Origin of the sequence: Trinickia acidisoli (genome assembly GCF_017315725.1) — a bacterium.
GTDB classification, from domain to species: Bacteria; Pseudomonadota; Gammaproteobacteria; order Burkholderiales; family Burkholderiaceae; genus Trinickia; species Trinickia acidisoli.
On sequence record NZ_JAFLRG010000001.1, the window covers coordinates 3,071,821 to 3,090,849 of the forward strand.

A 19,029-nucleotide genomic window follows, 5' to 3' on the forward strand; every position below is an offset into this window, starting at 1 on the left:
ATACCCCTCTTGGAGATACCCCCCAAATGCCGCTGACCGATACCGCAATCAAGAACGCGAAGGCCGCCGACAAGCCAATCAAGATGTTCGACGGCGGCGGGCTGTTCCTCCTCGTCAATCCGGCTGGTCAGAGATACTGGCGGCTGAAATACCGGTTTGACGGCAAGGAGAAGTTGCTCGCGATAGGTGTGTATCCTGAGACGGGTCTAGCGGCGGCACGTAAGAGACGCGACGAAGCCCGCGAGCTACTGGCGGCTGGCACAGACCCCGGCGAGGCGAAGAAGGAGGCGAAGCGGCAACGCGCACTGAGCGCGGCAAACTCTTTCGAGGCCGTGGCGCGAGAATGGTTTGAGGGGCAGCGCGGCGGATGGACGGCGGGCTACGCCGACAAGGTTATTGCGTCGCTAGAGGGTGACGTGTTCCCTACCCTTGGAGCGCGCCCTATCGCTGAGATCGAGGCGCACCACCTGGTGGACATTCTGCGGACGGTCGAGGCGCGGGGTGTTCGTGAAACGGCGAAGCGCATCCTACAGCGCAGCCGTGCGGTGTTTCAGTACGGGATTATGACCGGACGATGCGCGCGCAACCCGGCAAGCGATGTTGATGCGGCTGTCATCCTGAAAAAAGGGCCGGGAGTACAGCATATGGCCCGCGTGAAGGCGCTGGAGTTACCACAACTGATGCGCGACATTGCCGGATATGGCGGCGACCTCGTAACCCGTCTGGCGCTTGAATTCATGGCTGTCACGTTCGTGCGTACCGCCGAACTGATCGGCGCGAAGTGGGACGAGATCAACGCCGAGGCCGCCGAGTGGCGCATCCCCGCCGAGCGCATGAAGATGAAAACCCCACACATCGTCCCATTGAGCCGCCAGGCACTCGCCATTCTGGAGCAGCTACACACAATCAACGGCAGCCGGGAATTCGTTTTCCGCAGTCCGCAAGGTCGGGGGCCAATCTCGAATAACACGATGCTCTACGCTCTTTACCGGATGGGCTACAAGTCACGGATGACCGGGCACGGGTTCCGGGGACTGGCCGCTACGGCTTTGCGCGAGATGGGCTACTCGCGTGACATTGTTGAGGTTCAACTCGCACACGTCGAGCGCAACCAGGTGACAGCAGCATACGTCCATGCGGAATATCTGCCAGAGCGTCGCCAGATGATGCAGCATTGGTCGGACTTCGTTGACGCCGCTCGGTCAGGGGCGAAGGTCGTTGCTGGCAAGTTTGGCGCGGCTGCTTGAGCAAGAGGGACGATGAAAAACCTTCTCGCTCTGCTAGCGCAGGGGTGGATTACGGAGCTCGCGCCAGAGATCAGGGACGCAGCTTGGACGCTGGTGCAAAGCGGGGTTAGTCCAATCGAGCTAAGAAAACTACTCGTTCGCGCAAGATTACTTCAGCCATTACCGCCCGGCAGAAAGAAACTAGCCGAGCGCTCCCCCCAAAGGAAGCGAGGCAGGCCGCGCCGTTCTCAACGATTGCTTGGATTTCTCGCGCGTGTTCATTCACAGGCGGAGACGTACAGGCGAGAGCATCCAAATGCTACGTGGAGGGATGCCTGCGACGCTATCGTGACTGAATATGCAAAGAGTAAAAACCTGTCTGTAATTCAGACTACGAAAAGTCTTTCTCCCCTCCTTTACAAAGACCTCGCACGTTACCGCGCTCAGATGCGCGATCCAAAAAACAACTGAAATCGCGATCTCAATTTTCCGGATTTTTTGGCACGCGACCGCAACTAGATTTGTCGCCATGTTCCACAACCCTTCGAAAGGTTATCCATGGCGAAGCAAACAACAACCGCGCAACCGAGCGGCGGCGCTCATTCCTCTCCTAAGTCCCTCCCGCTGGACGGCTACACGCGCTGGAACGACCTGCGCAATCTAGTGCCGGGCAGCCGCGAATGGGTGCGCCTGCGTGAGAAGGAGGGCCGCTTTCCGAAACGAGTTCGTCTCTCGCAGCGCTGTTCTGCTTGGCCCAATCGCGAGCTGCATCGATGGTTCGCCGATCCGGCAGGCTATCGCGCGGAGTCGGTATGAGTGAATCCCGTTTTCGGCGTGACCGCTTGCCGCCCGTCTTTGAGGTGTTGGCGCTGCTGTCCATTAAGGCCGGCAAGCCGAACGGATCGGGCTATGCACAGGTGCGTTGCCCGATCCACGGCGAGACCAATCCGAGCCTGAGCATTCACCTTGAGCGCGGAAACTGGCGTTGCTTCGCTTGCGGCGAGGCCGGCGGCGATGCACTCGAGCTCTACCGCCGTGCACGTGGCCTGACCTTCACCCAGGCGGCGCGCGATTTTGGCGCATGGGAGGGCCGATGAATACGGCAATCGAGGAACGCACTTTGACGGATGACGATTACCGGAAGGCGGCGCGCGAACTGTTCGCGTTCAAGATCAAGGAAGGCTTTGCGCCGGTCGGGCTGCACCTGTACCGCTCCGCTGATGGCGCTGTGATCTACGCCCGGGTACGGATGCACAAGACTGACGCGACGAAAGACAAGGGCCGGGACAAGCTGATTCGCCCATTCTGGCATGACGGCACCCGCTGGACGCACGGCGAGCCGTCGCAACCGGGCGGAAAGCTGCTGTATGGCCTGCGCGATGTTTCGGCGTTTTCTGAGGCTTCCGTAGTCCTCACGGAGGGCGAGCAGAAGGCAGAGGCGCTCACGAAGATCGGGGCCGGCCGTTTCGTTGGCGTCACGTCGGGCGCGGCATCGAGCGCTGGCGCTGCTGACTGGCAACCGCTGGCGGGCCGTCGCGTGCTGGTTTGGCCGGATCATGACGCACCCGGCGCGAAGTATGCCGACGAGGCGACGGCTAAGCTGGAGGCGATCGGATGCACGCTGGAGCGGCTGGACGTGGCTGCTATGGCCTTGCCCGAAAAAGGCGACGTTATGGACTGGCTGGAGCAGTTCAAAGCCACGCACGACCGGATGCCGACCGCTGATGATGTGCTGGCATTGCCGAAGGTCGGGCAAGCGGATAACGGGCCGTCTGATGGGTGGCCTGATCCCCAACCGCTGACCGAGACGACCGAGCCGCTGGAATACCCAGTAGAAAGCCTGCCACCCTGCATCCGCGCCGCCGTGGATGAGGTATGCGGGTTTGTGCAGGCTCCCTTGCCTCTGGTGGCGTCGTCGGCAATTGCGGCGCTGTCTCTGGCGATTCAGGCGCACGCCGACGTGAAGCGTGCCGAACGCCTGACCGGGCCTGTCGGGCTTTTCATGCTGACCATCGCGGACAGCGGCGAGCGCAAATCGACGTGCGACGGATTCTTTACGCGGGCGATTCGCGATTACGAAGCCGAGCAGGCGGAGGCATACAAGCCAGTCCAGAAAGACCACCAGGCAGACATGGCCGCATGGGAGGCGAAGTACAACGGCCTGAAGGAGAAAATCAAGGGCGAAGCGAAGGCGCGCAAGCCAACGACAGGGCTGGAATCCGAGCTACGCGATCTGGAGCATGATAAACCGGAGCCGCCGAAGGTTCCACGCCTGATCTATGCGGACGTGACGCCGGAAGCGCTCGCTTTCTCGCTTGGCAAGCAATGGCCGTCGGGTGGCGTGGTTTCCGCCGAGGCCGGGATCGTGTTCGGATCGCACGGCATGGGTTCCGATAGCGTGATGCGCAATCTGGCGACGCTCAATCAGCTTTGGGACGGCAACATGCTACAGATTGACCGGCGCACGTCCGAATCATTCGCGGTTCGCGGGGCACGCCTGACGGTCGCATTGCAGGTGCAGGAGGCCACCATCCGCAGCTTCTTTGACAAGTCCGGGACGCTGGCGCGCGGGACGGGCTTTCTTGCCCGGTTCCTTATGGCGTGGCCCGAATCGACGCAAGGCTATCGACCGTTCCGCGAAGCGCCGGAGCACTGGCCGCACATGGCAACGTTCAATCAGCGCATCGCGGAGATTCTGAGCCAGCCTGTGCCGATGGATGACAGCGGCAATCTCGCGCCGCTGATGCTCACGCTATCTCCTGAAGCAAAAGCCGCATGGATCGGGTTTCACGATGCCGTAGAAGCCCAGCTACGGGCCGGTGGAGACCTACATGACGTTCGCGACGTGGCGAGCAAGTCCGCAGACAACGCGGCGCGGCTGGCGGCGCTGTTCCACGTATTCAGCGGCGCTACCGGGCCGGTCGCTGTGGAGTCGTTCGAAAGTGCAGCGAGCATCGTTGCATGGCACTTGAGCGAGTCGAAGCGGTTCTTTAGCGAGCTTGCGCTACCCGACGACCTGGCAGACGCCGCACGGCTCGATGCATGGCTGATCGACCATTGCCGGACAGAGCACACGCAGACGGTTAGCAAACGCAACGCTCAACGGCTCGGACCATTGCGCAGACCGGACCCTTTGAGCGCGGCATTGCGAACGCTGGAGGATATGGACCGCCTGCGTGTTGAGCGGATCGGTAAGCAAATCGTGATTCACGTCAACCCTGCATTGCTTGCAACCGGAGGCACGAAATGAGCCTTGAGGATCTGATCTATCGAAACCGGAAACGGAAGGTTGCGACTGCGACACCTGCGACACATGAGGCGAGAAACAAGCTAACTGTCGCAAGTGTCACAACTGTCGCTGTCGCAAAGTCCAAAAATCGCGAAGCCGCGAACGACCCGGCGAGCATCCCCGCCGATTGCATCGGAGCCTTGCAATCTGCGGACGGCGGCCTGTATCTGCCGTGGGGGCCATACCTGTCTCCAGATGACGCGCGGCGGATGCGTGCGGAACTGGTCGGCATGATCGAAGCATTAGCGGATTTGGAGTGCTGGCCTTGGGCGTATCGTGACGAGGTGCTTACCGCTGCTGTGCGCGGGCCGCTGTCGGCCCTGATGCCTGACCTGCACCACTTCACCGGGCGGCTTACGGCGGCGCGTGCTGTTCGGTAAAAGTTACGGACGGCAATCCAAAAAAAGGAAAGGTGTCGCGACGCACTGTTGAGAAATGCTAGGTTTTATTCAGAAATGTTAAGGCCGGCGCGTAGAATTTCAGGAGCAAGCGCACACGCCAGCATAAAGCCGAAATAATTCCGCAATTTCTTCGCACATTTCAAAATGGTCGCATTGCCTGCGAGCCTTGTGGCGCAAGGATTGCGGGTCCGACCTGCCGCGAGTTTCGGAACGGATTTCCTCGCAGATAAGTCCGAACGGCGAAATCGGCCCAATATCGAATTGTTGCGGAATCGGTAACGGCGATACGGTATGGTTACCGCGATGGTTGCCAGGGTTTCGGGGGTTTTGGAAACCGGTTAGCGCGGCGGTTAGGGAACCTCTGAACAGGTTCTGCTGATGCGTTGCCGATCGGCCGGAAGGGCCGATTTTTTTGGGGTGGGTCTGAAATACGCCCGATTTCCCGCTGATCCCGTGGCTTTTCGCCCCGGTGTGCGCCCGCTGGGCGTGCAGCGGACGCATCTTCCCCGCTTACGTCAGCATCGCTCGCCTCGCCAGATAGAGATTGGTCAGCCCGATCAAGGTGAACACTTGGGCCGCGTTCTTCGCCAGTCCCTTGTAGCGCACCTTGCTATAGCCGAATTGCCGCTTGATAACGCGAAACACATGCTCGACTCGGCTGCGAATCGACGACATCTTCCGGTTGAACCGCTTGTTCGCCCCGGACAGCTTGTGCTGCGCGCTCGCTTTGAGCGACACGCCCCAGAACACGCCTGCCTGACGCGCCGCGCGCTTGATGCGATTATCGACGTAGCCTTTGTCGCCGAATACGGCCCGGTCGTCTTCGCGCAGCAGTTTGGGCAACTGGCTCACATCCGGCGCGTTGGCCGGCGTCACCGAGACCGTATGGACCAGTCCGCTGTCCACGTCTGCTCCCACATGAATCTTCATGCCGAAGAACCAGTTGTTGCCCTTTTTCGTCTGGTGCATCTGGGGATCGCGTTGCTTGCTCTCGTTCTTGGTCGACGGCGGTGCATGAATGATCGTCGCATCGACCATCGTGCCGCCCTTGAGCAGCAGGCCCTTGCCCTCCAGCACCTCGTTGATCGTGTTCATGATCGCTGCCATCAACCGGTGCTGCTCCAGCAGGCGCCGAAACTTCAGGATCGTCGTTTCGTCCGGCATCGACTCGTCGAACAGGTCCAGCTTCGCGAACGCCCGCATGCACGGCACGTCATAGAGCGTGTCTTCCATGCCCGGATCGGACAAGTTGAACCATTGCTGCATGAAGTAAATGCGCAGCATCGTTTCCAAGCCGCGCGGCCGGCGACCTCGGCCCGCTTTCGGGTAGTGCGGTTCGATCAATGCAATCAGCTTCGCCCACGGCACCACCTGCTCCATCTCTTCGAGGAACCGCTCGCGCTTGGTCCTGCGTTTCTTGCCCGTCTCGGCCAGCGTTGCAAAGCTGATCTGCTTCATCGTCCTTCTTGTTCTTGGTTCGTTCGTGTCGGCGAGCATCTTACCCACAAGCCCCCGGGTCGTCACTTGATCAGAGGTTCCTTAGTGCAGAAAGTCAACGACAACGACAATATTTTCCGGCCAAAAAAGGCGGAAAGTAGCAGTAGCAGGCGGCGCCCCTGCGGCACAAAAAAACAAGTCGCCGGGAAAGTTTCAGGCTGTCGGGCCAAATTCATTTCGATCATTCAGCCGAATCCAGTCTCTTCTGGAGTTGGTCTACGCGCTTTTCTAGGCGTCGGATCCGGTCAATGAGGTGGCCAATGACGCCACCAGCAACACCGGAGACGAACACCCAGAAAATGCTTTTATCTCCCGACGTGATTGACTTGCCGATTGAAACGAAGAAGAGGATGAAGCAACTGAGCATGGCAAGAATCGCCAGCGGGAAGCCGAGACCGAACTTGATGTCGTCCCAGAGTGAGTGGTCGTCGCGTTTCATTTGTCAAATGCCCCCTATGCGCTTGAGCCTTCGGTTCTCAACGTCCAAACCAAGCGTTGAGGCCGATGATGGCCGCGAGGAAAAGTCCCCACGGCCACGGAACGAAGATCACCGAACACAAAATGAGGGTGAGGATGATCAGGAATTCGGTAAGGGTGCTCACCCCTTCATCCATTTCGGCTTCTGAACCCGCGTATGACCCAGGCAACCATCGAGCCGAGGACGTACAGAAAGGCCAGAGGAGCCGTGTAGAGGCCCGCAAACACTTCGCCCGCGTGAACCGTGCTCTCTGTCTCAGCCCGGCTGATCGTTTCTGCCTCAGTCTTCCGAAACGCCTTGTAGGCCTCTACGGTGGCGGCTTCGGAATAGCCGGGCGGCATATCAATCTCCTTTCCGTCAGGCATATTCAGCACAATCGGATCGTTGATCCACGGTTGCTTAGTCGAGTCCGTCGCTAGCTTGACGGACGACGGACCAGAAGCAACCGAATCAAATTGATCGAACGGATTGTTGCCTCCGACTTTGCGTGTCGGCAAGTCATCGTCTGGAACGACATTAGAGGTCCCTGCGCTCGCAGAAGTTGAGGGAGACTGCTGCGATGCCGGCGGCTTTGGCATAACGCCCTTGTAATAGGGTCGCAATGTATCGAACTGGACGTTTTCGACCGGTACCGATGCGCCGGGCTTCATCAGCCAGACGACTATCGAAGCCGGGAAGAGCCAGAGAAAGCACACAAGCAGGAAAAGTCGCCGCCAGCCATTCAGGATCATTGCTTGCCACCTTTCGGGTTGTTGTTCGCCAAAAGAATACACGCCTGTCTCTATGATGGCGCGGCCCGTGACGGCCGCCGATTCTTTTGCCCTGAAAAGGTGGCAGCAAGGCGAGTGCGGGGGTATTTTTGGGGGTATCAGGAAGCGTGCCTGAGCACCAGAGCAATTACTGATAAGGCTAGCCGACGATAATGTGAATTCTGTCGGGGACCAGAGACACGTCAAAGTTGCGCCAGGTTTCAAAAGAACCCCCGCCGGGCTTGGCCTCGCGGGGGACTTCCCATTGCGTTATACACATCTTTTGCCTAGTTTTTGAGCATACTGCCCGGAAGCCCTTGATACAAGGACTTCGAGGATTTGACGCCCGCTCGGAGCAGTGCACAGGCAGCGCCAGCCCATCGTCGTAACCCATTGATTCTTATAGGGGGCAAGAGATGTGTATAACGATATGGGGATTCCCACCGTCACGCAGATCCAGTTCAACGACATCGCCAAACTGCTCAATGGTCAGCCTCGTCGGGCGCTGGACTGGGACACCCCTGAAAAAGCGATGGCCAAGGAATTGAAAAAATCGATTAACTAACCGCCGCACTTGACTCTTGAGATCACGAACATATATTAAATACCAATATTATACGGATCGTGTTTCGATGAAAACGACCTTTCTTTCCAAAGATACCACTCGCGAGCCTCACTTCGAAATTTAAAATGGAATATCATCAGTCCATTCATCTTTTGGCGGTGCTGACAGAAACGGGGTTCCATCATAAAGTACGACAGCGGGGTTGTCCGGATCTGCTTTTTCCACCAATTCTTCGGCCAATTTCTTTTGCCAATTTTCGGGGAATCCGGAAATTCTCTCAATCAACGCCGCTCGCACGTTATATTCATCAGAATCGACACAGGCACAAATTGCCAACACACAGTCATCGATTTGATCAGCATCAACAATAATTTTCGGCAAATACGCCACAAAATACTTCGCAGCGTAATGAGATTTTTCCGCAGATGATCAAAACAACGACATCAGAGCTGCAGCAGCTTCGCGTCGCAGCACAAAATACTCGAGAAATGAATTTACCCAAGTCCCCAATGCCCCAGAAATGCCATCTACCCCTGTAATCGCCCCTTCTTTGATGCTGTCTATCAATTTATTTTCGATTCTTGGTCTTGGCAATTCATAAAGCGAATTCCAAAGAGTAGGCTTAATCATCTGCAAGGCACTGCGAATCTCCGCCTCCTTCGTAACAGTTTTCAAATCCTCTGATACCACTGAGAGGTAGCCAGCCAGTTGGTTGGGCGTTAGCCCGTTCAGCAAAGCAATGACAACATTTCGAAGCTTTCTTAGGTCAAACTCTTTGCGGCGCCGGTACAGGGCGACCAGCATCTCCCCCTTCCGCAAGGCAGGGATTTCCGCAGTAAAGAGTTCCGCGTATCTCCCTGAACTGACAAAGTGCTCGTCCGAAATTCCATTAAAGAACGATTCAACAGTAAAGGCCAATTTGGACGCGTTGAGCACCGTAGCAAGGTAACCTATGAAATAATTATTGAATCAGCCACCTCCTGCGTATCTACCATCGAGTCGTGACTTCTTGGATTGCGTATACCAAGGTATATTCCTCTGAGAATTTGCTCAATACCACGTTGAGTATTTCTCTCATTTTCTGTTTCTAAAGCGTTGACTCTCAACTTCGGCGTCTCGCCGCCCAAGGCCTGACCGACAAGCGTTGCCCCATCTCCATCTACACCCGCCCGCTCTCGAAGTATTGAACTCAGATGGAATGTAGCATCAGGAATGGCGTGCGAAAAATTCTTTGCTCCGTATGCGCTGGCAATTGCTTCCCAAAGCGATGTTGGGATATGCGCCTGCAAGTTCATGATGTTTTTGATCCAGGGTTGTAGATCTTCTTGATCCTATGCAGCAGAGCTTATTAGCGCGCGGTCTACCTCAAATTATTTTAATCTGCGCAAATAATCACCGAAGCTCGCGGAGGCTATAAAATTTGACGAGCATTCGTCAGCGCGACCCGACCTCTGCCTGGTCAGCCACCTATGCGCGATACCGCAGATGATCGAAGGAAGCATCGAAGCTAAGGAACCTCTGATCAAGTGACGACCCGGGGGCTTGTGGGTAAGATGCTCGCCGACACGAACGAACCAAGAACAAGAAGGACGATGAAGCAGATCAGCTTTGCAACGCTGGCCGAGACGGGCAAGAAACGCAGGACCAAGCGCGAGCGGTTCCTCGAAGAGATGGAGCAGGTGGTGCCGTGGGCGAAGCTGATTGCATTGATCGAACCGCACTACCCGAAAGCGGGCCGAGGTCGCCGGCCGCGCGGCTTGGAAACGATGCTGCGCATTTACTTCATGCAGCAATGGTTCAACTTGTCCGATCCGGGCATGGAAGACACGCTCTATGACGTGCCGTGCATGCGGGCGTTCGCGAAGCTGGACCTGTTCGACGAGTCGATGCCGGACGAAACGACGATCCTGAAGTTTCGGCGCCTGCTGGAGCAGCACCGGTTGATGGCAGCGATCATGAACACGATCAACGAGGTGCTGGAGGGCAAGGGCCTGCTGCTCAAGGGCGGCACGATGGTCGATGCGACGATCATTCATGCACCGCCGTCGACCAAGAACGAGAGCAAGCAACGCGATCCCCAGATGCACCAGACGAAAAAGGGCAACAACTGGTTCTTCGGCATGAAGATTCATGTGGGAGCAGACGTGGACAGCGGACTGGTCCATACGGTCTCGGTGACGCCGGCCAACGCGCCGGATGTGAGCCAGTTGCCCAAACTGCTGCGCGAAGACGACCGGGCCGTATTCGGCGACAAAGGCTACGTCGATAATCGCATCAAGCGCGCGGCGCGTCAGGCAGGCGTGTTCTGGGGCGTGTCGCTCAAAGCGAGCGCGCAGCACAAGCTGTCCGGGGCGAACAAGCGGTTCAACCGGAAGATGTCGTCGATTCGCAGCCGAGTCGAGCATGTGTTTCGCGTTATCAAGCGGCAATTCGGCTATAGCAAGGTGCGCTACAAGGGACTGGCGAAGAACGCGGCCCAAGTGTTCACCTTGATCGGGCTGACCAATCTCTATCTGGCGAGGCGAGCGATGCTGACGTAAGCGGGGAAGATGCGTCCGCTGCACGCCCAGCGGGCGCACACCGGGGCGAAAAGCCACGGGATCAGCGGGAAATCGGGCGTATTTCAGACCCACCCCAAAAAAATCGGCCCTTCCGGCCGATCGGCAACGCATCAGCAGAACCTGTTCAGAGGTTCCCTAACGGACTCTGTTGAAGCTTAGGTTGTTTTGAGGCTATTTTTCCCACGCCAATTCTCGCCCTGTCATCGGTATTGGTATAAATTCTGCCAGGAATCAATGGTGCGGTGATTTGAGCGACCGCCGTGACAGAATTGTGTCAAATCGTCCGTTCCAGCAGTAGCGACAGGCCCAGGCGACGTCAGCCACTCAGCCCTGAAGCGACCACATCGGCTTCACGTTCTTGAAATCCACGGGTTGAGAACCTGGATCCCGCCCGCTTCGTAGGGCGAGGTATCGCGGGACGCGACTATGAATCCCCGCGAAGCCGCAATGGCCGCGATATAGCCGTCCGGCGTCGGAAAGCCGCGACCGCCGTTTCTTGCCGTTGCAGCCAGTTCGGCATAGTGCCGTGCGGCGTCGACATCAAACGGCAGCACGCGTCCCTCGAATAGTCCGAGTAAGCCATCGAGTGCATGGGGCAGGAGGCTCTTACGCTTACCGGTCGGCAGCGCCGCGATACCAAACAGCAACTCGGCCAACGTCACGCTCGACAAGTACAGGGTTTCAGCGGTTTGCTCATTGAGCCACGCCCGAACCGCTGCGTCCGGCGCCGGCTTCATCGCTTCGGAAACCACGTTGGTATCCAGAACGATCATTCAAACCTCATCGGCTCAGCCGATGTCTTGTCCTGTGGGTGGTCGAAGACCGCCAAGTCCTCATTCGTTAGGCCAACCTTGCGCCCTAGCGCCGCCAAAGCGTCCCCCAAACGGATACGTTTTTCCGGCTTCACCGCGCTTGAGAGAATGTCCCGGATCTCGGCCTCGGTGCTATGCCCGTGCTGCGCAGCACGGAGCCTCAGCGCACGATGAACCTCGTCCGGCACATTGCGTACAGTCAGAACCGCCATCATCAAATCTCCACACACGACTGCAATGACGTCAATTTTATCACGTTGCTGTCATTCGTTGGGACATGTCGTTGGTCAAGTCGTGCCACATTCAGCCCGAATAGCCCTGCCGCCGCCGACAAACTCAAGCGCGCAAAGCAGCAACAGACCACGATCGATAGCCATGCTTTCATCACTTCAACCCCGCACCCGCTCGAACGTCCATCCCGTATGTCGTACGCTGAGGCGACGAGAAATCGAAGAGTTCGGCATGATGCATCAGGAACAGTTGCATCAACGGCGAAAATAGGGCGACGCCAGACTCAAATAGCGCTTGATGCCGGGGCTTCTGCCGTGTCGGTGCCTGCGCACTGAGGCCTACTTCGCCTTTGGAAACTACCAATAAAACCGTCATGCCGCATCGCAAACGGCAGCCCGCTCGCCTCTATCGCCGCCCCACCCTCCGACCAACCTCCGCAAAAACCCAGCTCACCACGAGCGTAGACGTCGTACCGAGCACCACTTGCAAGAGCCGAAACAACGGCACATCCCACAGCGGCCCTTGCATCGGCACCAGCAGCACGATCGTCGCAGTGATCGCACCGAGGCGCGCGGCGCTGCCCGCGTTCAGACACCAGCAGACGATGATGACGGCGGCGATCGTCGTCGCATAACCCAAGATCTCATGCGCCCCGGCGCCGAGTGAGGCACCGACAAAGCCGAACAGCCCACCGGCCATCGCTCCGATGAATTGGTCGCGCGAGAGGTTGCGCGTATCCGAATAGCTATGCTGCGTGACAGCGATCGCAGTAATTGCCGCCCAAAAGGGTTGCTTCGTGCGTAACGCGCTGGCAATGCCATAAGCGAGGCACGCACTGCTGACGGCTTGCAGCGCCATCAGCCCGCCCTCGACAAGGCGATCCCAGAATGGCAGGCTCTTCACGAGCGCAATCAGCGTGTCGGCCGCCTGCATCCGCGCTTCGTGTCGGATGGCTTTCGCTTTTGGCACCTGCGCGTTCTTGCCATCGATCATAAGCGGGCTCCGAATATTTACCGCAGCAGCCTCCGCCAGCAAATGTCGGGCACAGGTCTCGGGCATTGGCGTTCATGCTCCGAAAACCGAAATACAGCAAGCACGGTGTCGTCAAGCCGCGATCTTGAACTCCATCCGCTTGTCCAGAGCGGCTAGCGCGCTCGCCAAGGTCGTCAGCGTGAGGCTCGTGTCTTCCGTATCGAGCAGCCGATTAAGGGCAGCACGGCTCGTATGCATGCGTTCGGCCATGGCTGTCTTCGACAGCTTTTGCGCCTTCATTTCCTGTTCGATCTGCCATGCGATGATCCGCTTCATGGCCAGGGCCGTGGTTTCCTCGAGCCGACCTTCCTCGGCGAGGAATGGGTCGAAGCTGCCTCCGACATGCTTGTTCGCCATGGTGCGACTCCTTCTTTGCGCTCCAACCGCCAAATCGTGAACTCGCCGCATTCTCGTGCTTGAGAGTCATCCGATCGTACCAACTTTGATACGCTTTGTGACCGACGACCGCACCCACAACACGTCTAGCCCGAAAAACCGGACAGAGCCGTCCGCCGTGCTAGCATCGCCTGATCACGAAAGCGCCTCATGAACCCGACGATAGCTCACCGATTCGATGCAGAGTTCGCGCCTCGCATAGCGCAAGCGATCCGAGACGTCCTCGGCCCTCAGGCCAACGTGCGACTCGATCCGTACGGCGGCCCCGGTCGCCCGACGACGCTCAGGGTCTCCGCACCCATTACCGAGCGCATGCGCGGCGCCCGGCATCCGCTCAATCTACATATGACGTGGGACGAGTATGAAATCGCCTCGCTGATGGAGCACGGCGGCCCGCAGCGATTTGCTCATTACCTCGAAGCGTTGCCGCGTAAGCTCGGCGCGTGGCAAGCCGCGCGCAATTTCGATTTGTCCACACGCTCGCAGGCCGAGCCCTTCGTTTTGCTCGGCAATCTCGATCTAGAAGGCTAACGCCAGGCGCGTCGACACAAAGAGGCGAGCGCACGGCAGTTGCCGGACGCCACGCGATAGGAAATCGGCCGACTAATGCCGATGATGAAGCCGATCGAGCCAATGACGGGCTTGCACCCAGTGCATCAGATCGGCGAGGGGATGGTCGGTGCGGTAGCGCGTCGATACCGCGAGTGCGGCGCACGCGAATAACACCAGCCACAACACGAATCCGGTCGACGAATCGAACACGATGGCCTCCGTGATCGTTCACAGATAGCTCCATTCTAGGCGTACCACACACGTCCCCCACTGTGCGCCGCCGCACGGCGCGTCGCCAAAACGCACGCCGTCGACGTGCGAGCCGCCAATCCGCATCGCTGCGATAATTGGGGCGCCCACCCCCACTGAAACCCCCGAAAAGGAGCCGCCGTGAGCGAGCCGACTTTCTCGACTTCCTCTGTCACCAGCCCAAGCCCCATTCGTCGCGTCGCCTTCATCGGCCTCGGCGTCATGGGCTATCCGATGGCCGGCCACCTGGCCAAAGCCGGATACGACGTCACCGTCTACAACCGCACGTATCAGAAAGCCGAGCAGTGGGTTGCCGAATACGGCGGCCACGCCGCGCGCACACCGCGCGAAGCCGCCCAAGGCGCCGAGCTCGTGCTCGCCTGTGTCGGCAACGATGACGATCTGCGCAGCGTGACGCTCGGCGAGCATGGCGCCTTCGCCGGCATGGCGAGCGGTGCGCTGTTCGCCGATCACACGACCGCGTCGGCCGACGTCGCGCGCGAGCTTTCGCAAGCAGCCGGTGCACACGGCATCGCGTTCATCGACGCTCCGGTCTCGGGCGGCCAGGCCGGCGCGCAAAATGGCAAGCTGACGATCATGTGCGGCAGCGACGATGCGCAAGCGTTCGCGCGCGCGGCCACCGTCCTTGCGCACTACGCGGTCGCCGTCACGCACTTGGGACCGGCCGGCGCCGGCCAGTTGACGAAGATGGTCAATCAGATCTGCATCGCGGGCCTCATACAGGGCCTATCGGAAGCGATCTGCTTCGGCGAGCGCGCCGGGCTCGACATGACGCGCGTGCTCGAGGTGATCGGCAAAGGCGCCGCCGCGAGCTGGCAGATGGACAATCGCGGCAAAACGATGATCGCGGGCAAGTTCGACTTCGGCTTTGCCGTCGATTTGATGCGCAAGGATCTTGGCTTCTGCTTCGATGAAGCGAAGCGCAACGGCGCATCGCTGCCGGTCACGGCGCTCGTCGATCAGTTCTACGGCGACGTGCAGACGCTCGGCGGCAATCGCCTCGATACGTCGAGCTTGATCTGGCGGCTGCGCAAGCTGAACGATCGCGGCTGAGGCTCGCCGGAATTCACCCGCCGCGCACCGAGCCGGGCGTGGCGGGCGTCATTGCAACTGCAAAACGCAGCGGCGACGGCACTCGCCCGTCGATTCAGGCCCGCGGCCCCACCGTGCCGCCATAGACAGCCGCACCGTACGCCGCAACGATCCGCTCGTCCTGCTCCTTCGTCGAGAACAGTTCCCACTCGATGCCGTTGACGTCGCACGTGCTGCTGTAGCCGGTCGCGCTATCGTCCTCGAACCCCACGTGGCGCAATTGCCCGGAGCATTCGGGCGCTTCGTTGATCGAAAAATTGAGCAAGTCGGTCCGCCACATCGCATACTTGCCTGCAACGACGGCCGTCGGCGGCTGGCCGAGCCGCTCGCTGTAATCGACGATGGACGCCTCGAGATCGGCGACGGCCAGCGCAATATGAAAACGCTTCATGACACCCCCGTTCGGTTTTACTTGATCGATGAGAGCGCCATCGTAGCGGCCCGGCGCCGGCACAAACAGTTGCGCGCGCATACCGGTATCGCCGGTAACTGCCTTGCGCGGCGGCGCGCCTCGATCGAGCCGATGGGCGCGCGAGCGCGGTGATACACTCGGCACGCAAGCCGCAGCCGCCCGGTGGCACATCGCGCTGCACCGCCCACCCCGTTAAGAAAAAGGAGGCATCCGATGGCTGAGTTCAGAATCTGGTCAGACGACTTTCCGAGCAACGGCTTCATGCCGAAGGCTCAGGAGTGCAACGACAAGGCGTTCGGCGTCGACGGCGAAGGCGGTAATCTGTCGCCCGCGCTTCAATGGGAAGCGCCGCCCGAAGAGACCAAGAGCCTCGCGCTGACCGTCTACGATCCCGATGCCCCGACCGGCAGCGGTTTTTGGCACTGGGTCGTCGTCAACATTCCCGTCGACACCCGTTCGTTGCCGCTCGGCGCCGGCAAGGCCGACGGCAGCCTGCTGCCCGCCGGCGCGATCCAAGTGCGCAACGACTACGGCACGCAGGGCTTCGGCGGTGCGGCGCCGCCGCGCGGCGACAAACCCCATCGGTACATCTTCCGGCTGCATGCGTTGACGGTCGATCATCTTCCGATCATGTCCGAAACGACGAACGCGGTCGCCCGCTTCATGACGCACCTGAACGAGCTCGACTCGACCACTTACACAGGCCTTTACGAGCTGAAGTGACTCCGCGCCGGCGCGACGCGCGGGCATGATGGTTGCGGACGCAACCGAAGCCGCCCGCCGCCGCGATGATGCGCGAGCAAGCGCATCGACGGGTTGCGCGCTTAGAATGCGAGGGTACGTCCCCCGCCGCCCGCTACCCGAGTTTCTCGCCCCATGGAAGCAGATTCAGGCATTCCCGTTCCCCAGCGTTACTGGGCGATCGTCGTCATCGCGCTGGGCATCACGCTCGCCGTGCTCGACGGCGCCATCGCCAACGTCGCCCTTCCCACGATCGCGCGCGATCTGCACGCCAGCGCCGCCTCCTCGATCTGGGTCGTCAACGCCTACCAACTGTCCGTCACGATTTCGCTATTGCCGCTGGCCTCGCTCGGCGATCGCATCGGCTATCGGCGCGTCTATATTCCCGGCCTCGCCTTGTTCACCGTTGCCTCGCTCGGCTGCGCGCTCGCCAACTCGCTGCCCGAGCTTGCGCTCGTGCGGGTGGTGCAAGGGTTCGGCGCGGCCGGCATCATGAGCGTCAACACGGCGCTGGTACGCACGATCTATCCGGCCAATATGCTCGGCCGGGGCGTCGCGATCAATGCGATGGTCGTGGCAATCTCCTCCGCCGTCGGGCCGACCGTCGCCTCGGCCGTGCTGTCGGTCGCCTCATGGCCCTGGCTGTTCGCGATCAACGTACCGATCGGCGTCATCGCCGTCGCCGCCGCCCTGCGCGCGCTGCCGATCAATCCCGGGCACGAGACGCCGTACGATTACCTGAGCGCGATCATGAACGCGATCGTGTTCGGGCTGCTGATTTTTACGATCGACGGGCTCGGCCACAGCGAGGATGCGCTCTGGCTGATCGCTCAAGCGCTCGGCTTCGTGGTCGTCGGTTACTTGTTCGTGCGTCGGCAATTGACGCGCCCCGCGCCGCTCCTGCCGATCGATTTGCTGAAGATTCCCGTTTTCGCGCTGTCGATCGCGACGTCGGTCTGCTCGTTTTGCGCGCAGATGCTGGCCTACGTGTCGCTGCCGTTCCTGTTTCAAAACGTGTTCGGCTTCAACCAAGTGCAGACGGGACTGTTGATTACGCCGTGGCCGTTCGCGATCATCTTCGCCGCGCCGCTCGCGGGCGTGCTGTCGGATCGGTATTCGGCCGGAATGCTCGGCGGCCTCGGGCTCCTCGCGCTAACGATCGGGCTCGTGCTGCTCGCGACGATCGGCGCCCATCCGAGCCCGCTCGCCATTACTTGGCGCATGGCGCTGTGCGGCGCCGGCTTCGGTATTTTTCAGTCGCCCAACAACCGGCAAATGTTGTCGTCCGCCCCGCGCGATCGCAGCGGCGGCGCCAGCGGCATGCTCGGCACCGCGCGGCTCACCGGTCAGACGGTGGGCGCGGCGCTCGTCGCGCTGATCTTCGGCGTGGCGCCGGAGCGCGGACCGTCGATCGCGCTCGCCGTCGCGGCGGCCGTGGCCGGGCTCGCGTCGCTCGTCAGCCTGATGCGCCTGCGCACGTCGCATTCCACCGTCTCCGCCTAACGCAAGCGGCGTGTCACGCGCCGGCGCGATCCGGCATGATCCAACTCGCATCGGCTCCCCAGGACAAACCCGCAACGGCCGCACTTGCGCTGCGAACCGGTGTCCAATGAAGTGGCCCGCGGCGCGCGTCGTGGCCGTCCGCGCCCGGTTCGTTCGCTTCTCTCATACGGCATGCGCTACGCAACGCCGTCAAGGAGCCGCCATGTCGCTCATCGTCGCTGGACGTTTCACCACGTTCGCCGCGGCCGAGTCCGCCGCCCAGCAGTTGTTCACGCAAGGCTTTCTCGAGGAAGACGTGAGTCTGTTCTTCGTCAATCCGCGCGGACAACACGCGCACGCCGCCGCCGACAGCCTCCACGTCATCGCCCATGCAGTGCGTCCGCCGGCCCATCCAGGCCGCGGCGCGAGCATCGGCGCCGTCGCGGGTGCCGTCGTCGCCGTCGCCATTTGCGCGCCGCTCACGGCATCGGTCATCGCGGCGGTGACGGCAGCCGGAGTGGGCGCTTACGCCGGCGCCATGCTCGGTGCGCTCGTGCAGGGCCGCCTGAACGATGCACAGCAGACGAGCGAAGCCGTTCGTCACGCGGTCCATCACGAGACGCGCGATTCGGGTGTGCTCGTTGCCGTGCACGTCTCACCCGACAATCGAGTGCAGGCCGCCCAAGTGCTCGACGGCGCGGGCGCGCTCGCGGTCGAACGGGCGACGGGCCGCTGGCAGCAAGGCCGCTGGGCCGACTTCGATCCGACCGTGCCGCCCGTGCCGCTCGCGGAGTTCACGCAGCGGCAGGCGTAGCGCGCGGCACGACGCCGCGGCGTCATGCCGAAGCGCGTCGCGTCGTTCGTCACTCCGAGCCGCTTATCTTCAAGCGGTTCTTCACTTTGTGCACGCCGGTGACGCCGGCGGCGACTTCCTCTGCGCGCGTCTTCTCGTCGCTCGTCGGCACGGTGCCGGTCAGCCAGACGATGCCGCGGCGGGTCTTGACGTGGACATGGGTGGACTTGACGTCCTTCGCCGCCAGAAGCGCGGCTTTGACCTTCGTCGTGACCGTCCCGTCGCTAACGTGTTGGCCGAGCGACTCCGAGCTCGCCGACGGTGCGGAGGGGCTAGCCGTCGTCGTGGCGTCTGACGCACCCATTGTTTGGGCGCCTACGCCCACGGCAAGCGTCAGGGAAGCAACCAAGGCGGCGATTTTGAGTGATGGGAGTGCTTTCATCGTTTCTC

The 19,029-nt window shown here is 60.4% G+C and carries 25 protein-coding genes and 1 pseudogene; 12 read left to right on the plus strand and 14 right to left on the minus strand.

Annotated features, from left to right (window positions below; translation table 11 throughout):
* Positions 1–26: 26 nt before the first annotated feature.
* The 5 genes from J3485_RS14015 to J3485_RS14035 all read left to right on the plus strand — a co-directional run bounded on the left by J3485_RS14015 (position 27) and on the right by J3485_RS14035 (position 4,895).
* Positions 27–1,247, plus strand: coding sequence for a tyrosine-type recombinase/integrase (locus tag J3485_RS14015; protein ID WP_206953333.1), 1,221 nt, complete (start codon positions 27–29; stop codon positions 1,245–1,247).
* 537 nt (positions 1,248–1,784) lie between these two features.
* Positions 1,785–2,042, plus strand: a complete 258-nt coding sequence (locus J3485_RS14020; protein ID WP_206953335.1) for a helix-turn-helix transcriptional regulator — start codon at positions 1,785–1,787, stop codon at positions 2,040–2,042.
* A complete protein-coding gene (locus tag J3485_RS14025; protein WP_206953338.1) occupies positions 2,039–2,323 on the plus strand; it encodes a CHC2 zinc finger domain-containing protein in 285 nt (94 codons plus the stop codon). Before J3485_RS14020 ends, J3485_RS14025 begins: the two co-directional genes overlap by 4 nt.
* The gene (locus J3485_RS14030) at positions 2,320–4,476 is read left to right on the plus strand and encodes a YfjI family protein (RefSeq protein ID WP_206953352.1); all 2,157 of its coding nucleotides are present in this window, start codon (positions 2,320–2,322) and stop codon (positions 4,474–4,476) included. The genes J3485_RS14025 and J3485_RS14030 overlap by 4 nt, the downstream gene beginning before the upstream one ends.
* Positions 4,473–4,895: a hypothetical protein gene (locus tag J3485_RS14035; protein ID WP_206953354.1), complete on the plus strand. Its 423-nt coding sequence runs from the start codon at positions 4,473–4,475 to the stop codon at positions 4,893–4,895. Before J3485_RS14030 ends, J3485_RS14035 begins: the two co-directional genes overlap by 4 nt.
* A 531-nt stretch (positions 4,896–5,426) precedes the next feature.
* On the opposite strand, the gene J3485_RS14040 is transcribed toward J3485_RS14035, so the two are convergent.
* From J3485_RS14040 to J3485_RS14050, 4 genes are all read right to left on the minus strand, one after another.
* Positions 5,427–6,374: an IS5 family transposase gene (locus J3485_RS14040; RefSeq protein ID WP_206952392.1), complete on the minus strand. Its 948-nt coding sequence runs from the start codon at positions 6,372–6,374 to the stop codon at positions 5,427–5,429.
* A 220-nt stretch (positions 6,375–6,594) separates the two neighbouring features.
* A complete protein-coding gene (locus tag J3485_RS14045) occupies positions 6,595–6,852 on the minus strand; it encodes a hypothetical protein (RefSeq protein WP_206953356.1) in 258 nt (85 codons plus the stop codon).
* A gap of 37 nt (positions 6,853–6,889) precedes the next feature.
* Positions 6,890–7,015 carry a hypothetical protein gene (locus tag J3485_RS29280; protein WP_277991608.1) on the minus strand — a complete coding sequence of 42 codons (126 nt, stop codon included), beginning with the start codon at positions 7,013–7,015 and terminating at the stop codon, positions 6,890–6,892.
* Between the two features lie 4 nt (positions 7,016–7,019).
* Positions 7,020–7,622: a hypothetical protein gene (locus J3485_RS14050; protein WP_206953358.1), complete on the minus strand. Its 603-nt coding sequence runs from the start codon at positions 7,620–7,622 to the stop codon at positions 7,020–7,022.
* Positions 7,623–8,085: 463 nt separating this feature from the next.
* Here J3485_RS14050 and J3485_RS14055 point away from each other — a divergent pair.
* A pseudogene (locus J3485_RS14055) lies at positions 8,086–8,205 on the plus strand (IS30 family transposase); the annotation flags it as partial.
* Positions 8,206–8,325: 120 nt separating this feature from the next.
* Here J3485_RS14055 and J3485_RS14060 read toward each other — a convergent pair.
* Genes J3485_RS14060 through J3485_RS14070 form a run of 3 tightly spaced genes read right to left on the minus strand, consistent with a single transcriptional unit; the run spans position 8,326 to position 9,500 of the window.
* On the minus strand, positions 8,326–8,595 hold the full coding sequence (locus tag J3485_RS14060) for a hypothetical protein (protein ID WP_206953359.1): 270 nt from the start codon (positions 8,593–8,595) through the stop codon (positions 8,326–8,328).
* A gap of 39 nt (positions 8,596–8,634) precedes the next feature.
* The gene (locus J3485_RS14065; RefSeq protein ID WP_206953361.1) at positions 8,635–9,123 is read right to left on the minus strand and encodes a hypothetical protein; all 489 of its coding nucleotides are present in this window, start codon (positions 9,121–9,123) and stop codon (positions 8,635–8,637) included.
* A 32-nt stretch (positions 9,124–9,155) separates the two neighbouring features.
* Positions 9,156–9,500, minus strand: a complete 345-nt coding sequence (locus J3485_RS14070; protein ID WP_206953363.1) for a TIGR02391 family protein — start codon at positions 9,498–9,500, stop codon at positions 9,156–9,158.
* A 297-nt stretch (positions 9,501–9,797) separates the two neighbouring features.
* On the opposite strand from J3485_RS14070, the gene J3485_RS14075 reads away from it, so the two are divergent.
* Positions 9,798–10,745, plus strand: coding sequence for an IS5 family transposase (locus J3485_RS14075; RefSeq protein ID WP_206952392.1), 948 nt, complete (start codon positions 9,798–9,800; stop codon positions 10,743–10,745).
* Positions 10,746–11,116: 371 nt separating this feature from the next.
* Here the strand turns inward: J3485_RS14075 and J3485_RS14080 are convergent, their stop codons facing one another.
* The 4 genes from J3485_RS14080 to J3485_RS14095 all read right to left on the minus strand — a co-directional run bounded on the left by J3485_RS14080 (position 11,117) and on the right by J3485_RS14095 (position 13,198).
* On the minus strand, positions 11,117–11,539 hold the full coding sequence (locus J3485_RS14080) for a type II toxin-antitoxin system VapC family toxin (RefSeq protein ID WP_206953367.1): 423 nt from the start codon (positions 11,537–11,539) through the stop codon (positions 11,117–11,119).
* Entirely contained in the window at positions 11,536–11,790 is a 255-nt protein-coding gene (locus tag J3485_RS14085) for a FitA-like ribbon-helix-helix domain-containing protein (protein ID WP_206955816.1), read from the minus strand. Before J3485_RS14085 ends, J3485_RS14080 begins: the two co-directional genes overlap by 4 nt.
* Positions 11,791–12,214: 424 nt before the next feature.
* Positions 12,215–12,802 carry an FUSC family protein gene (locus J3485_RS14090; protein ID WP_206953369.1) on the minus strand — a complete coding sequence of 196 codons (588 nt, stop codon included), beginning with the start codon at positions 12,800–12,802 and terminating at the stop codon, positions 12,215–12,217.
* A 111-nt stretch (positions 12,803–12,913) separates the two neighbouring features.
* On the minus strand, positions 12,914–13,198 hold the full coding sequence (locus tag J3485_RS14095; RefSeq protein WP_206953373.1) for an XRE family transcriptional regulator: 285 nt from the start codon (positions 13,196–13,198) through the stop codon (positions 12,914–12,916).
* Positions 13,199–13,387: 189 nt separating this feature from the next.
* Between J3485_RS14095 and J3485_RS14100 the strand changes: the two genes are divergently transcribed.
* Entirely contained in the window at positions 13,388–13,768 is a 381-nt protein-coding gene (locus J3485_RS14100) for a DUF5594 family protein (protein WP_206953381.1), read from the plus strand.
* A 72-nt stretch (positions 13,769–13,840) separates the two neighbouring features.
* On the opposite strand, the gene J3485_RS14105 is transcribed toward J3485_RS14100, so the two are convergent.
* A complete protein-coding gene (locus tag J3485_RS14105) occupies positions 13,841–13,999 on the minus strand; it encodes a hypothetical protein (RefSeq protein WP_206953383.1) in 159 nt (52 codons plus the stop codon).
* Between the two features lie 180 nt (positions 14,000–14,179).
* On the opposite strand from J3485_RS14105, the gene J3485_RS14110 reads away from it, so the two are divergent.
* Positions 14,180–15,112: an NAD(P)-dependent oxidoreductase gene (locus J3485_RS14110; protein WP_206953387.1), complete on the plus strand. Its 933-nt coding sequence runs from the start codon at positions 14,180–14,182 to the stop codon at positions 15,110–15,112.
* 94 nt (positions 15,113–15,206) lie between these two features.
* Here J3485_RS14110 and J3485_RS14115 read toward each other — a convergent pair whose 3' ends face one another.
* Positions 15,207–15,542, minus strand: a complete 336-nt coding sequence (locus J3485_RS14115) for a VOC family protein (protein ID WP_206953389.1) — start codon at positions 15,540–15,542, stop codon at positions 15,207–15,209.
* Positions 15,543–15,776: 234 nt separating this feature from the next.
* On the opposite strand from J3485_RS14115, the gene J3485_RS14120 reads away from it, so the two are divergent.
* The 3 genes from J3485_RS14120 to J3485_RS14130 all read left to right on the plus strand — a co-directional run bounded on the left by J3485_RS14120 (position 15,777) and on the right by J3485_RS14130 (position 18,600).
* Positions 15,777–16,286 (plus strand): YbhB/YbcL family Raf kinase inhibitor-like protein, encoded by a 510-nt coding sequence (locus J3485_RS14120; protein WP_206953398.1) that lies wholly within the window; start codon positions 15,777–15,779, stop codon positions 16,284–16,286.
* Positions 16,287–16,439: 153 nt separating this feature from the next.
* A complete protein-coding gene (locus tag J3485_RS14125) occupies positions 16,440–17,807 on the plus strand; it encodes an MFS transporter (RefSeq protein ID WP_206953400.1) in 1,368 nt (455 codons plus the stop codon).
* A gap of 202 nt (positions 17,808–18,009) precedes the next feature.
* Positions 18,010–18,600 (plus strand): hypothetical protein, encoded by a 591-nt coding sequence (locus J3485_RS14130; RefSeq protein WP_206953402.1) that lies wholly within the window; start codon positions 18,010–18,012, stop codon positions 18,598–18,600.
* A gap of 49 nt (positions 18,601–18,649) precedes the next feature.
* Here J3485_RS14130 and J3485_RS14135 read toward each other — a convergent pair whose 3' ends face one another.
* Positions 18,650–19,021 (minus strand): BON domain-containing protein, encoded by a 372-nt coding sequence (locus tag J3485_RS14135; protein ID WP_206953404.1) that lies wholly within the window; start codon positions 19,019–19,021, stop codon positions 18,650–18,652.
* Between the last annotated feature and the right edge of the window lie 8 nt (positions 19,022–19,029).